The sequence below is a fragment of the Brevibacillus parabrevis genome (assembly GCF_003710905.1).
Classification (GTDB): Bacteria; Bacillota; Bacilli; order Brevibacillales; family Brevibacillaceae; genus Brevibacillus; species Brevibacillus parabrevis.
Genome location: NZ_RHHV01000005.1, coordinates 606,095 through 620,020 on the forward strand (window position 1 = coordinate 606,095; position 13,926 = coordinate 620,020).

Below are 13,926 nucleotides of genomic sequence, written 5' to 3' on the forward strand. Positions count from 1 at the left end.
TTTTGTCACAAGCGAGCAATCTGTCTAACAAGGGTGGTACCGCGAGAAAAAAGTAACTCGTCCCTTTTTGGGGCGGGTTTTTCTTTTTTTATCAACAGAAAAAAGGAGCGATTCGAAGTGCAAACTCGGTTGCAAGAAATGAAGGAGTCCGCACTGGGGCAAATCAGCCAGGTGACGGAAGCTGCACAACTTCAGGATTTGCGCGTCAAATACCTGGGGAAAAAGGGCGAGCTGACAGAGCTTCTGCGCGGCATGGGCAGCCTGTCTCCTGAAGAGCGCCCGGTGGTAGGGCAACTCGTGAATGAAGTGAGAGAAGCGCTGGAGGCTGCTTTTTCCGGCAAGCAGCAAGCGATTGAAGAGGCGGCACTGAATGCGAAGCTGTCCTCGCAGACGGTCGACGTGACTTTGCCAGGACGTCCGGTGCCTGCCGGAACGATGCACCCGCTCTCCCGCATCATCGAGGAGATCGAAGACATTTTCGTCGGACTGGGCTTTGAAGTAGCTGAGGGTCCTGAGGTCGAGTTGGATCATTTCAACTTCGAGATGCTCAACCTGCCGAAAGGTCATCCGGCCCGCGACATGCAGGATACGTTTTACGTGACCGACGAGATTTTGATGCGCACCCATACTTCCCCGGTGCAGGCGCGCACGATGCTGAAAAAAGAAGGCAAGACTCCGGTAAAAATCATCTGTCCCGGAAAAGTGTATCGCCGCGATGACGACGACGCGACCCATTCCCACCAATTCACGCAAATCGAGGGACTGGTTGTCGATAAAGGCATCGGAATGAGCGACCTGAAAGGAATCCTTTTGACCTTTGCCCGCCAAATGTTCGGCGCCGATCAGCAAATTCGTCTGCGCCCAAGCTTCTTCCCGTTCACGGAGCCGAGCGCAGAGGTAGACTTGCAATGCTTCAACTGCGGCGGCCACGGTTGCCGGGTGTGCAAACAGACAGGCTGGATCGAGATTTTGGGTTCTGGCATGGTGCATCCGCGCGTGCTGGAAATGGCAGGGTACAATCCGGAGGAAGTCAGCGGATTTGCGTTTGGAATGGGTGTAGAGCGAATCGCTATGCTCAAATACGGGGTGGAGGACATCCGCCATTTCTATACCAACGACGTGCGTTTCTTGCGTCAGTTCAACCGAGGCTAGAGAGGAGAGGCAAAGATGAAGGTATCATACCAATGGTTATCCGAGTACGTCGATCTGAGTGGAATGACGCCCCACGAGCTGGCTGAAAAGCTGACTCGCAGCGGGATTGAAGTAGATGCGGTAGAATCCCGCAACGCGGGTGTTTCCGGTGTCGTCATCGGCTATGTAAAAGAACGCAGCAAGCACCCTGACGCTGACCGCCTGAACGTATGCGTCGTCGATGCAGGGCAAGGAGAAGATTTGCAAATCGTCTGCGGCGCTCCAAACGTAGACAAAGGACAAAAGGTGCTCGTGGCCCTGATTGGCGCGAAATTGCCTGGCGGTCTGAACATCAAGCGCTCCAAGCTGCGCGGCGTGGAATCGCAAGGCATGATCTGCTCGGCAAAAGAGCTGGGCCTAAACGACAAGCTGCTGGCAAAAGATCAGCAAGAAGGCATCATGGTGCTGCCTGAGGATGCGGAAATCGGCATGGATGCGATCTCCTACCTCGGTCTGGACGACTACGTGCTGGAGCTTGGCTTGACGCCAAACCGCTCCGACTGCCTGAGCATGCTCGGTGTTGCTTACGAAGTAGCCGCTATTTTGGGCAAAGAAGTGGTACTGCCGCAGATCGAGCTGACGGAAAATGGCGGAGACAACCCGCTGCAAGTGTCGATCGCAGCCGAAAACGAATGCTATCAGTACCATGGCCGCCACTTCACCAACGCGAAGATCGCCACTTCTCCGCAATGGATGAAAAACCGCCTGATGGCAGCGGGCGTTCGTCCGATCAACAACGTCGTGGACGTAACCAACTACGTTTTGCTCGAATACGGACAGCCGCTGCATGCGTTTGATGCGACACAAGTCCAGGATCGCACGATTGTCGTTCGCCTGGCGGAAGAAGGGGAGAAGCTGGTTACGCTTGATGATCAAGAGCGCGAGCTGGATGCGCAAACTTTGCTGATCACCGACCCGGCAAAAGGCTTGGCGATCGCAGGGGTGATGGGCGGAGCCAACTCCGAGATCACGAATGAAACGAGTGAAATCATCCTCGAAGCCGCTTGGTTCACGCCGCAGACTGTACGCCGCACCGCTCGTACGCTGGGTATGCGCACAGAAGGCTGCGTCCGTTGGGAAAAAGGAGTCGACCAGGCGCGCGTGCAGGAAGCCGGGGAGCGAGCTGCTGCCCTGATCCAGCAACTGTCTGGTGCAACCGTATCCAAAGGCATCCGTTCCGCTGTCGTGAGCGAAGCGAAACCAGCGGTTGTCTCGGTGACTCTCGCCAAAATCAACCAGCATCTCGGAACGAGCCTGTCGGCCGCAGACGTCTCTCCGATTTTCGAGCGTCTGCAATTCCCGTTTGCCGTGGCAGAAGACAACTGGACGGTAACAGTCCCAACCCGCCGTGGCGACATTACGCTACCTGAGGATTTGGTGGAAGAAGTGGCTCGCCTGTACGGCTACGACAACATCCCGACCAGCTTGCCGACTGGCACGACTACGCAAGGCCAGCTGACCAATGAGCAAAAACTGCGCCGGACGATCCGCCACCACCTGATCGGAACCGGATTGAACGAAGCGATCTCTTATGCGCTCGTGCACCCGGATCGCGTAGAGGCAGTAGCAGGACTCCACCAGCATAAAGTCAATCCGGTATCCTTGCTGATGCCGATGAGCGAGGAGCACAGCACGCTGCGCACAAGCCTCGTTCCAAGCCTTTTGGAGACAGTGGCGTACAATAAAAATCGCCAAAATCACGACGTCGCCATCTTTGAACTTGGCCGCGTGTTCTTGTCTGCGGAAGAAGAGCTGACGCAGCTTCCAGAGGAGCGCCTGTATGTGGCAGGTGCGCTGACAGGGCAGTTGCTGTCGCAAAACTGGATGGGCGCGAAACAGCCTGTAGACTTTTATCAGGTCAAAGGGATCGTCGATTCGCTCCTGGCTCGTCTGGGAATCCGCACAGCCGAGTACAAGGCAGCGGCGGACATTGCTGGCATGCATCCAGGCCGCACAGCGGAAGTATGGGTCAATGACAAGCGCCTCGGCTATCTGGGGCAAGTGCATCCAGGTACGGAAAAAGCGTACGACTTGTCTGAGACTTACGTGTTCCAGTTCGATGTAGCCGAGCTGATTGAGGCAGCAGCAGATGCGGGCCACTACAGCCAACTGCCGAAGTTCCCGGCTGTGACGCGCGATCTGGCGCTGGTTGTCGATCGCAGTGTGCCAGCAGGAGCGCTGGAAGCGACGATTCGCGAAGCGGCGGGCGATCTGCTGGAATCATTGACACTGTTTGACGTGTACACTGGCGAGCGGATTGCGCAGGACAAGAAGAGCATGGCGTTTGCCCTCGTGTTCCGTAACGCGGAGCGCACGCTGCAAGATGAAGAGATTCAGCAAGTGACAACGGCTGTTGTCGAAGCGCTGAAAAACAAGACGGGTGCCGAACTGCGCATGTAACATGGCTTGACGAACTCTGACATTTTCAGTAACCTAAAAAGGATACAGTAGAGCAAAGGTCGCAGTAGGGAGGAACCCCTCGTGCAAGGTGATGGGAAAAATCGTTTGACGGTGGATATCTTCGGCCAACAATACCGGCTCAGTGGCAAGGCAAGTGTCAATCACATACGCATGGTGGCCGGTTTCGTTGATGACAAGATGAACGAAATCGCGAACGGCAACCATCGATTGGACACGGCTAAAATTGCCGTACTCTCTGCGGTGAACATCGCGGATGAATACTTCCGCTTGCGTCAAGAGTACGAAGAACTGCTGAAGATCCTTCAGGAAGATGCAAATGAAAAGCCGATAGATTAAGGGAAAGAGGGGCTGCGGCCTCTCTTTTCGCATTGTGCGGCAAAAGCTTGGACACAAAGGAGGGGCAGCTTGTGGAGATGGATAAACGTATGGCAACAGGCAGCGAAGGGTGGACGCTGGCGGAAAAGAACGACAGGCTGGGAGCTGTCCTGCGCGAGATGGGAACGGTTCTGGTGGCGTTTTCCGGGGGAGTGGACAGCACTTTTTTGTTGGCGAGAGCGATTGAGGAGCTAGGCGAGCAGGCGATTGCCGTGACGGCGGCTTCGGAGACGTTTCCCACGCGCGAGTTTGAAGCGGCGAAGTTTCTGGCCGCCAAGCTTGGCGCACGGTTTGTCACGACGGAAATTCGCGAAATGGAAAATCCGAATTTTGTGTCCAATCCGCCCAATCGTTGTTTTTATTGCAAAGACGGCCTGTACGAGCACCTCGGCAAGCTGGCGGAGGCAAACGAGTGGAAAGCCGTCATTTGCGACGGAGCGAACATGGACGATCGCGGCGATTACCGCCCGGGCCGTATAGCCGCAGCCCAGCGAGGGGTGCGCAGCCCGCTTCAGGAAGCCGGATTTTATAAGGAAGACATCCGCGCGCTCTCCAAAGAAATGGGACTGTCTACGTGGAACAAGCCGTCTTTTGCCTGTCTCTCTTCCAGGATTCCCTACGGCTCCTCGATTACGCTGGAAAAAATCGACCAGGTGGATCGGGCGGAAGGGTTTTTGCTCAGCCTCGGCTTTCACCAGGTCAGAGTCCGGCACCACGACACGATTGCGCGAATCGAAGTCAGTCCGCAAGAGTTTGAGCGGCTGCTTGCCCACCATGCCGACATCCACAAAGCGTTGCAGGAAATCGGTTTTTCGTACGTCACCCTCGATTTGTTCGGATATCAGACCGGGAGCATGAACGCTGTACTGGAAACGGAAGTGAAGGCCAAGCATGGATGATCTCAAAAACATTTTGCAAAAGGTAGCCGCTGGACAGCTCAGCGTGGAGCAAGGCGAAGAGCAGCTTCGCGGCATCAGCCGCCTGGACTATGCGACGCTCGATCTGGCTCGCTCGGAGCGAACAGGCTTCCCGGAAGTCGTCTACGGGGAGGGGAAAAGCGCAAGCCAGCTGCTCGGAATCATGGAAAAGCTGCGCGAGCATCAAAAGCTTGTTTTGGTTACCCGGGTGAGTGAGCAGCAGGCACGCGCAGTTCGGGAGAGCTGGCCGGATGTCCAGTACATCGCAGAAGCGCGCTTGCTGTTGTCCACACACGAGCCGCTGGTGCCGCAACGGGATGGCTACGTTGCCGTCGTGGCAGCCGGAACGTCGGACTGGCAGGTGGCGCAGGAAGCGGCCTGGACCGCGCGCTGCTTTGGCAGCGAAGCCCGGGTTATCGTCGATGTCGGCGTCGCGGGCATTCATCGCCTGTTTCAGCGTCTGGAGGAAATCAGGTCGGCAAGCGTCATCGTCTGTGTCGCAGGGATGGAGGGAGCGCTCGCCAGCGTAGTGGCTGGACTCGTCGACAAGCCGGTCATCGCCGTGCCCACCAGCGTCGGATACGGGGCCAGCTTTGGCGGTGTCTCGGCGCTTTTGACCATGCTCAACTCCTGTGCCAACGGCGTAGCGGTCGTCAATATCGACAACGGTTTCGGCGCGGGCTACCTGGCTGGTATGATCCATCGCCAGTCTGCCGCAAGTGCCATAGATGACGGAACAAGCTGAAAAAGAGCCAGCCCGCGCGTAACGGGTTGGCTCTTTTCACGAAAAGCTCTCTTACGTTTCCTGGCGGTTTCCGGCATCGCCATTGCGCATGTCCATGTGAGTCTTGATCGGAATGAACAGGTCGATGATCCCGATCACAAGAGAAGCCAAAAGCGCTCCGATGACCGTGACATGGAAACCGGAAACGATGAACTGAGTCAGATAGATCACGACTGCACTGACTAGAAAGCCGATGATTCCGCGGTTGTACGGGGAAATGCGGTCTCCGAACATGGCTTCCACAACCCAGCCCAACAGGGCAATTACAACAGCGGCAAGAAATGCTGTCCAGAAGCTGCTAACGGAAAATCCGGGAACCAGAAATCCGACGAACATCAGGACGACGGCAGCGACGACAAAGCGGACGAGATGGCGCATGATCGTCATGGATACTCCTCCTTTTGGATTGGTTCTTTTTCATTCTGGCTCTTTCCAGGCGGAACTATGCCAAGCAGGAGGCGTGTAAAATTATCCTTCAAACCGCTGGCGTGATATAATGAGGAAATCGTAGTGATTGAAGGTTCAGACCGTGGTACTCATCCGCGCAGTCCGACGGTCGCCGCTGATGAAATAAGGAGGATACAGTGGAACAACGGGTCTTAAAAACTTTGGAATACGATAAAATTATCGCCCTGTTAGTTGACAAGGCATCTTGCACATATGGAAAAGAAAAAGCAGCAGAGCTGACGCCGTTCGTTCAACTGGACGAGGTCAAAATCGCCCAGCAAGGAACGCAGGAAGCTGCTACGGTACTCCGCTTGAAAGGCAGCGCCCCATTGGGAGGCATTCGCGACATCAGAAGCTCCGTCCAACGAGCCAGGCTGAATGCGATGCTGGCCCCGCTGGAGCTTTTGGACATTGCCAGCACGATCATGGCTGGCCGTCGCTTGAAAAATTTCTTGCTGGATATGTGCCAGGACCATGACTTGCCGCTGCTTCAGCTACAGGCAGAGCGCATCGAGGGCTTGCGCGAGCTGGAAATGGAAATTCGCCGCTGCATCGATGAAAACGGCGATGTGCTGGACAGTGCCAGCGTCGAGCTGCGTCAGGTTCGTCAGGAAATCAGGCAGGTGGAATCGCGCATCCGTGAGAAGCTGGATCAGATGACGCGCTCCTCCTCGTATCAAAAAATGTTGATGGAAAACATCGTAACCATCCGCGGCGATCGCTTCGTCATTCCGGTGAAGCAGGAATACCGCCACGTCTTTGGCGGGATTGTCCACGACCAGTCTGCGTCAGGTGCCACTTTGTTCATCGAGCCGGAAGTGATCGTGTCGATGAACAACAAGTTGCGCGAACTGCGCTTGCGTGAAGAGCGCGAGGTTGAGCGCATTTTGTACATTTTGACCGAGCAAGTCTCCTTTGCGGTGGAAGCTCTGAGCGAAAATGTCGATGCGCTGACTGAGCTTGACTTCCTGTTTGCCAAGGCACAGCTCGCCTGGAGCATGAAGGCAGTCTGTCCCAAACTGAACGACCGCGGTTATTTGCAGATGAGAAAAGCGCGGCATCCGCTGATCCCGCGAGAAGTCGTCGTTCCCGTCGACGTCGAGCTGGGTGGAGAGTATCAGGCGATTGTCGTGACTGGTCCGAACACGGGCGGTAAAACCGTTTCGTTGAAAACGATCGGGCTGTTGTCGCTGATGGCGATGTCGGGGCTGCATATCCCGGCAGAGGAAGAGAGCGAAATGACGGTGTTCTCCTCCGTCTTTGCCGATATCGGGGATGAGCAGTCCATCGAGCAGAGCCTTTCCACCTTTTCCAGTCATATGACCAATATCATCTCCATTCTGGAAAAAATGGATGAGAAAAGTTTGGTGCTGTTCGATGAGCTGGGAGCGGGTACAGACCCGACAGAAGGGGCTGCGCTCGCCATGTCGATTATCGACCATGTGATTGACTCCGGCGCGCGGATGGTGGCCACGACCCACTACAGCGAGCTGAAGGCGTATGCGTACGACAGACCGGAAGTGATCAACGCCAGCGTGGAGTTCGATGTGCAGACTTTGCGCCCGACTTACCGTTTGCTCGTCGGCGTGCCAGGGCGGTCCAACGCTTTTGCCATTGCCAGACGATTGGGGCTGCCGGAAGCGATCATCGAAGTCGCTCGCGGCTCGATCAGCGAGGAAGACAACCAGGTGGAAAGCATGATTGCTTCCCTTGAACGCAACCGCAAATCGGCAGAAGCGGACAGAAATGCAGCCGCCTCCTTGCGCCGCGAAGCGGAAGAACTGCGTCGCCAGCTCGATGAAGAGCGCGCCCGTTTTGCCGAAGAGAAAAACAAGCTGATGGAACGCGCCGAAGAAGAAGCGCGGATCGCTGTCCAACTGGCCAAAGAAGAGGCGGAGACGATCATTCGCGAACTGCGCGAGATGCGCGACGATGGCGTCGAGATCAAGGAACACCGCCTGATCGAGGCGAAAAAGCGGCTCGGCAACGCAGTGCTTGAGCTGGAAAAGGAAAAAGTGAAGAAGCCGGCCAGAGCCGTTCGCGCCACCCAGATCAAGGTGGGCGACGAAGTCATGGTCACCAGTTTCGGACAAAAAGGAACTGTGCTGGAAAAAGTGAATAACGACGAGTTTCTCGTGCAGATCGGCATCATGAAGATGAAAGTCAGACGCGATGACATGAATGTGCAAAACTCGATCACGCAAAAGCCGCAGGCTGCTCCGTACACATCGGTCAATCGCCGGACAGCCAGCATCAAAATGGACCTCGACTTGCGCGGATATAACGTCGAGGATGCCATTCGGGAGATGGATCAGTTCCTAGACGATGCGCTTTTGGGCGGACTGCACTCCGTATCGATCATTCACGGGCATGGCACAGGCGTCTTGCGCAAAGGAGTACACGAATACTTGCGCAGCCACCGCAACGTCAAGTCCTTCCGCCTCGGCGGTCAAGGTGAGGGCGGCGTTGGCGCTACGATAGCCGAACTGAAATAGAGATGTCGGGAGGAGATTCCATGGCAGGCCTTATGCACAATCCATATTTTGCAACTGCCGCTTACTTTACCGTTACGGGACTCGCGATGATTTTGTTTTTGGTCGTCTTCGAACTCGTGACGCGTTATCACGTATGGGCAGAGCTGAAACGTGGAAACATGGCCGTCGCGATGGCAACAGGCGGAAAAATTTTCGGGATCGCCAACATTTTCCGCTATTCGATTCAGGCGAATCTTTCTTTGGGGCAAGCGCTGATCTGGGGCACATTCGGATTTTGCCTGCTATTGGTCGCGTACTTCATTTTTGAATTTATGACCCCTTCGTTCAAGGTGGATCAGGAAATAGCCAATGACAACAGGGCGATCGGCTTTATTGCGATGGTCCTGTCCATCGGCTTTTCTTATATTATCGGAGTCAGCCTGTCCAGGTAGAGCGCAGTCGTGCTTTCGACGCGGCGAAGGAGGGAAGCGGTGTGGAAGACAAACGGCCACAGCAGTTTGCAGGGATCGCCTGGGAAAATGGCAGGCAGCACAGCATTGCCATGGCAGATGGGGAAAATTTGCTCATGGCGCTGGTGCGCGCGCAGATGCCGATCGATTTTTTCTGTACCACCGGAAAGTGCCGGACTTGTATGGTCAGAGCAAATATTCCCGCAGATTCTGCTCCCGCTCCTTCTGCGACAGAGCAATACCGTCTGGGGGACGCAGCGCAAAAAGGGTATCGGCTTGCTTGTCAGGTTTACGTGAGCGGGCCGTTGACCGTTTTTTTGGACAGTTCCGGCTCTGCTTGAAAAGAAACCCTGGTTGAACGATATTTCAATCGAGAGTATAATTAGGATTTGGCAGAGAGTTCCGCACTTTTTTCCCAATCGGGTGCGGTCCCATGCCCTCTTGGACAGGGCCGAGCCTACAATTTGAAACATGGGGAGGAGCAGCCTTGGAGACGTTGTACAAGGTCCTCATAGGATTGTGCGTGCTTTTTATCGCTGCGGGCATTTACTATCTGTCGTAAGCAGTTTTGCAAGTTGGCCGCGTGACTGTTTGGTCACCCGGACCTTACCTTAGAGAACGTGAAAGAGGAGATACGCAATGACTCAGCCTGTACGCGTAGCTGTAGTGGGATTAGGGTTTGTCGGCTTGCCGCTTGCTCTTACTTATGCCATGAAAGGAGCAAACGTTGTCGGCATTGACGTCCTGCCTCACGTCGTCGATGAAATTAATGCGGGTCACTCCCACCACCTGGAGTCCTATCAAGGGAAGACTTTGCCGGAAATTTTGAAAGAACAAATAGAAGCGAAGCGGTTCCGCGCTACGACCTCCTACGAGGAAGCGGCTGCGGAAGTCGATCATTATATCGTGACAGCCGGTTTGCCAGTGCATAACGGCGACCCGGACCTCGGCCCGTTGAAAAACTGTGCCCAAACGCTTGGGGGCGTGCTGAAAAAAGGCGATACGATCATGATCAGAAGCACGGTCGTCCCGGGAACGACAGAAGAAGTGATTTTGCCGATTCTCGAAGAGGCGAGCGGTCTGGTCGCAGGCGTCGATTTCTACCTCACGTATTGCTCCGAGCGAATTGCGGAGGGACGAGCTTTTGAAGAGTTCATCCACATGCCGCTCGTGCTCGGCGGGATCAACGAGATCAGTGCCGAAAAAGGCAAAGAGCTGCTGTCCGTCATCAGCGAAACGGACATTACTATCTCGGATATCCGCGTCGTGGAAACAGCCAAAGTGATCGAAAACATCCAGCGTGACGTGAATATCGCCATGGTGCAGGAGTTTGCCCGTTTTGCCGAGGCGTTCGGGATCGATACGTTTGAACTGATCAAGGTCGCCAATACGCACACGCGTGTGAACCTGTTGACCCCAGGACCGGGTGTAGGCGGCTTCTGCCTGCCAAACGCCCTGTACTACCTGCAACCGAAAGCGCGCGAGCTGGAAGTGTCCCTGCCGATTTTGCAGCAGGCGCGCCTCACGAACGACGCTGTGCCGGAAGTGCTGATCGGCATGCTGGAAAAAGCGTTGAAGCAAAAAGGCAAGTCACTCGCAGGAAGCCGTGTAGCTGTCTTGGGCTTGGCGATGAAAGATTTCTCCAACGACGACCGCGTCAGCCCGGTGCATGACCTGATCAAGCTGTTGCTCGCCAAAGGCGTCGAAGTTCGCTCGTATGACCCGGCTGTTCCGACTGCGTACGAGCACAAGGCAGACTCTCTGGAAGCAGCCGTGCGCGGCGCTGATGCCCTGTATTTGACGGCGGTGCAAAAAGAATTTGCCGAAGTGAACTGGGATGAGGTAGCAGAAAAAATGGCTGACTCGCCGATCCTGTTTGACACGAAAAACCGCATTCCGCTCGATTCGGTCAGCAAAGCGACGGTTGTCCGCATTTAACAAATAAATACGCGAACAGCATTCCACAAGGGAAGCCTCCGCAAAGCGTCACATGCAGCGTTTGCGGAGGTTTTTTACGCGAGAATCGCGCCTGTCAGCACGTACAGGAGAAACCGATTTTGCGTTTCGCTGTTTTCACGTATAACTCCCCGTTTTTATGGCAATAGTAACCAGGTAAGATCATATTTCAATGTCATGTAAGTGATACATGCTAGGAGGCAAAAATGGAACGTGGTAGAGTAAAATGGTTCAACAGCGAAAAAGGTTTCGGTTTTATCGAGAGAGATGGGGCAGATGACGTATTCGTTCACTTCTCCGCGATTCAAGGAGACGGGTACAAATCCTTGGATGAGGGACAGGAAGTAGAGTTTGACGTGGAAAACGGTCAACGCGGCCCTCAAGCGACAAACGTTCGGAAGCTGTAAAAGCCAAAAACGACAAACAGACTCAGTTGCTGAGTCTGTTTTTTTTGTGCGCGTAACGTTTGTGCTGGCATTCGCCTTTTTTTGCGAGGCAGTGTCATCTGTCCCACACGCTTTGTCCACTGGCCCCGGCTCCAAGGCGTCCAACAGCGGGATGCGAAACAGCCAGGGGACAAAAGCGAAAGCGCAGCCGAAGTTTAAGCGCAAAATGAGCACAGCGCTCAGGCAAAAAAGGCACGGCGTGATTGCCCTGCCTTTTTGTGCGTCTGATGGACGAGTGCCGCTTCCTAGAAAAATTCTGCTTCGGAAGCGAGGTTCAGCATGGCTCGCATCGTTTTGTACAAATCTTGCGGGTCTTCCGTGCTGTAATAGACAGTATTTGTCGCCGTCTCGTAGCGGGTGCCAGGAACAATCGCTGCCATTTCCGCTTGGCCGGCATGGGAAAATTCCATCGCCATCTCCAGCGGGGTGGTGTTGATGAACGGAGCAATCGAGGAGATGTTGCCCAAAGCGAGCTTCGTTTGCTCCTGCAAGGCAGCAGACGCTTCTTCACGCGACAGACAGATAGCAGCTGTGCGCGATACCGCTTCCTTGACGATGGCGGTATGAATGCCAGGAATCAGCTCAGCCGCTTCTTTGGCAATGAGATTGTCGCCGGACACCATGACGACCGGAACGTTGTACAAGCCTGCTACAGCAGCGTTAAAGCCAAATTCGCCTACGACTCGTCCGTTGATGTACAAATTGCGGACGACACCAGACATGGTGTGGCTGAGCACGCCAGGAACCCCTTGACGGGTGTGGTAGCCGATGAACATGGCGGCATCAAAGCTTGCGTCCAAACCTTGCATCATGGAGCAGTCGCGAGGGGAGCCAGCGAGCAGACGAGCTTTCGGGTGCAGCTTTTCCCACAAAATGTTGTTCATCGTGTTGTGGCTGTCCGCGACGACGATTTCCGTCACGCCGCTGGCGAGGGCCGCTTCGATGACGGCATTCGCATCGTCCGTCATGAACTGACGGCCGCGCTGGTAGTTCACACCCGAATCAGGATTGATGTAGCTGGTGTCTACGATGCCGGAAATGCCTTCCATATCTACGGAGAGAAAAAGTTTCATGTTTGGTTTCATCCTTTCGCGTGCGATTCAAAATCGTCCCAGTTCTATGTAACCAGATTGTCCCTCTGGAGGCAACCATGAATACAGATTCTTCAAACAGTTTTTACTTTCAGGTTGCAGCCAAAAAAGCACGGGAAGCGCCTGTGCAGGGCATCCGTGCTTTCAGTTGTTCAACAGCTTGCGATAAAGCGTCAAAATGTCAGCGGTCATCTGCTGGATGGTGAAGGTTGCCTCGACTTTTTCCAGGGCGTTTTGCACCAATGTCTCCCGCAGTGCAGGCTCGGTCCAGATTCGCTCCATCGCTTTGGACAGAGCGGCAGGATCGTTTGGCTCGACGAGCAAGCCTGTGCGCTCCTGGAAGACGAACTCTTTCACGCCGCCGACATTGCTGGCGACGACAGGCACCTTGGAGGCCATCGCTTCGATGAGCGTGTAGCCCAGCCCTTCATACAAGGAAGAATGAACAAAACCATCAATCGCATGCAAGCAGGAAGGGATGTCCTGACGAAACCCGGCGAACCGGACGCGATCCACGAGGCCCAACTCTTGCGCCTTTGCTTCCAGCAGTGGACGTTCCGGGCCATCGCCGATCATGACCAAATAAGCGTCATTGCCGTTGTTCTGTGCAAAAGTATGGAAGGCGTCGAGCAGGATCGGCAGTCCTTTGACCGGAACAAATCGCGCTACGGTTCCGAACATAAAGGCGTCCTCAGGCACGTTCCATTCCGCGCGAAAACGTTTGCGGTCCGCTTCACGCAGCATATCTTGCTGATAAGGAGACAAGTCCATGCCGTTGTAGATGACGCTGAGCTGGGAATTTTTCACGCCCTGCGCGCGCAAATCGTCGGCAATGGCGCCGCTGACAGCGATGTAATGCCGATTCCAGTGGCGCGTGCTCCGTTCCATCAGGCTGACAATCGCGTACGCCAGCGTGCCCGCATAGTCGAAGCGCAGCGCACTGTGCACCGTAGTCAACAGCGGTACATTCATGCCAAGCGCGGCAAGCCGGGAAAAAAAGTTGGCTTTCACTCCGTGCGTATGGATGATCGCTGGACCAAACGAAAGAAAAGTCTGCCGCAAAGCTTGTAGCAGACGAATGTCAAATCGCCCGAACTGGTTTAACGCAATCACGTTGATGCCAGCTTCCCTCAGCTTTTTGGCAAAGAGCGAATCGTAGAAGCAGACGACAGCAACGTCGACTTCTTCCGCAGGAAACGTGGAGACCAGATTGAGAATATGTTGTTCCGCACCGCCAAATTCCCCCCCGCCAATCACGTGGAGGACTCGTAGTTTGCTCATGTAATTTCACCCGAATCTTAGTAAGAAAACCTCTGTCGAAGGTTTAACCAAAGCCATTCTCACTATAGCAGAT

The 13,926-nt window shown here is 54.8% G+C and carries 13 protein-coding genes; 10 read left to right on the forward strand and 3 right to left on the reverse strand.

The genetic code is table 11. The features are described from left to right. The first annotated feature begins 117 nt into the window (after positions 1-117). From pheS to larB, 5 genes are all read left to right on the forward strand, one after another. Positions 118-1,152, forward strand: coding sequence for a phenylalanine--tRNA ligase subunit alpha (pheS, locus tag EDM60_RS06160; protein ID WP_122963156.1), 1,035 nt, complete (start codon positions 118-120; stop codon positions 1,150-1,152). 15 nt (positions 1,153-1,167) lie between these two features. Next, on the forward strand, positions 1,168-3,591 hold the full coding sequence (pheT, locus tag EDM60_RS06165; RefSeq protein WP_122963157.1) for a phenylalanine--tRNA ligase subunit beta: 2,424 nt from the start codon (positions 1,168-1,170) through the stop codon (positions 3,589-3,591). A gap of 81 nt (positions 3,592-3,672) precedes the next feature. Continuing rightward, positions 3,673-3,948, forward strand: coding sequence for a cell division protein ZapA (gene zapA, locus EDM60_RS06170; RefSeq protein WP_063227229.1), 276 nt, complete (start codon positions 3,673-3,675; stop codon positions 3,946-3,948). A gap of 77 nt (positions 3,949-4,025) precedes the next feature. Then, positions 4,026-4,886 carry an ATP-dependent sacrificial sulfur transferase LarE gene (larE, locus tag EDM60_RS06175; RefSeq protein ID WP_173598490.1) on the forward strand — a complete coding sequence of 287 codons (861 nt, stop codon included), beginning with the start codon at positions 4,026-4,028 and terminating at the stop codon, positions 4,884-4,886. After that, positions 4,879-5,649 carry a nickel pincer cofactor biosynthesis protein LarB gene (gene larB, locus EDM60_RS06180; protein ID WP_122963159.1) on the forward strand — a complete coding sequence of 257 codons (771 nt, stop codon included), beginning with the start codon at positions 4,879-4,881 and terminating at the stop codon, positions 5,647-5,649. Before larE ends, larB begins: the two co-directional genes overlap by 8 nt. Before the next feature lie 51 nt (positions 5,650-5,700). Here the strand turns inward: larB and EDM60_RS06185 are convergent, their stop codons facing one another. Continuing rightward, positions 5,701-6,075: a phage holin family protein gene (locus EDM60_RS06185; protein ID WP_063227226.1), complete on the reverse strand. Its 375-nt coding sequence runs from the start codon at positions 6,073-6,075 to the stop codon at positions 5,701-5,703. Between the two features lie 197 nt (positions 6,076-6,272). Here EDM60_RS06185 and EDM60_RS06190 point away from each other — a divergent pair, with 197 nt between their 5' ends. The 5 genes from EDM60_RS06190 (at position 6,273) to EDM60_RS06210 (ending at position 11,442) form a co-directional block, all read left to right on the forward strand. After that, complete coding sequence (locus EDM60_RS06190) at positions 6,273-8,630, forward strand: endonuclease MutS2 (RefSeq protein WP_122963160.1); 2,358 nt, start codon at positions 6,273-6,275, stop codon at positions 8,628-8,630. Between the two features lie 20 nt (positions 8,631-8,650). After that, positions 8,651-9,061: a DUF350 domain-containing protein gene (locus EDM60_RS06195; protein ID WP_122963161.1), complete on the forward strand. Its 411-nt coding sequence runs from the start codon at positions 8,651-8,653 to the stop codon at positions 9,059-9,061. Between the two features lie 41 nt (positions 9,062-9,102). Continuing rightward, the gene (locus EDM60_RS06200; RefSeq protein WP_122963162.1) at positions 9,103-9,420 is read left to right on the forward strand and encodes a 2Fe-2S iron-sulfur cluster-binding protein; all 318 of its coding nucleotides are present in this window, start codon (positions 9,103-9,105) and stop codon (positions 9,418-9,420) included. Between the two features lie 298 nt (positions 9,421-9,718). Beyond that, complete coding sequence (locus tag EDM60_RS06205; protein ID WP_122963163.1) at positions 9,719-11,017, forward strand: nucleotide sugar dehydrogenase; 1,299 nt, start codon at positions 9,719-9,721, stop codon at positions 11,015-11,017. Between the two features lie 224 nt (positions 11,018-11,241). Further along, on the forward strand, positions 11,242-11,442 hold the full coding sequence (locus tag EDM60_RS06210; protein ID WP_063227221.1) for a cold-shock protein: 201 nt from the start codon (positions 11,242-11,244) through the stop codon (positions 11,440-11,442). 284 nt (positions 11,443-11,726) lie between these two features. Here EDM60_RS06210 and EDM60_RS06215 read toward each other — a convergent pair whose 3' ends face one another. Together EDM60_RS06215 and EDM60_RS06220 are read right to left on the reverse strand one after the other, a co-directional pair. Then, the gene (locus tag EDM60_RS06215) at positions 11,727-12,554 is read right to left on the reverse strand and encodes a M55 family metallopeptidase (RefSeq protein ID WP_122963164.1); all 828 of its coding nucleotides are present in this window, start codon (positions 12,552-12,554) and stop codon (positions 11,727-11,729) included. A gap of 162 nt (positions 12,555-12,716) precedes the next feature. Continuing rightward, entirely contained in the window at positions 12,717-13,853 is a 1,137-nt protein-coding gene (locus tag EDM60_RS06220; protein WP_122963165.1) for a glycosyltransferase, read from the reverse strand. Between the last annotated feature and the right edge of the window lie 73 nt (positions 13,854-13,926).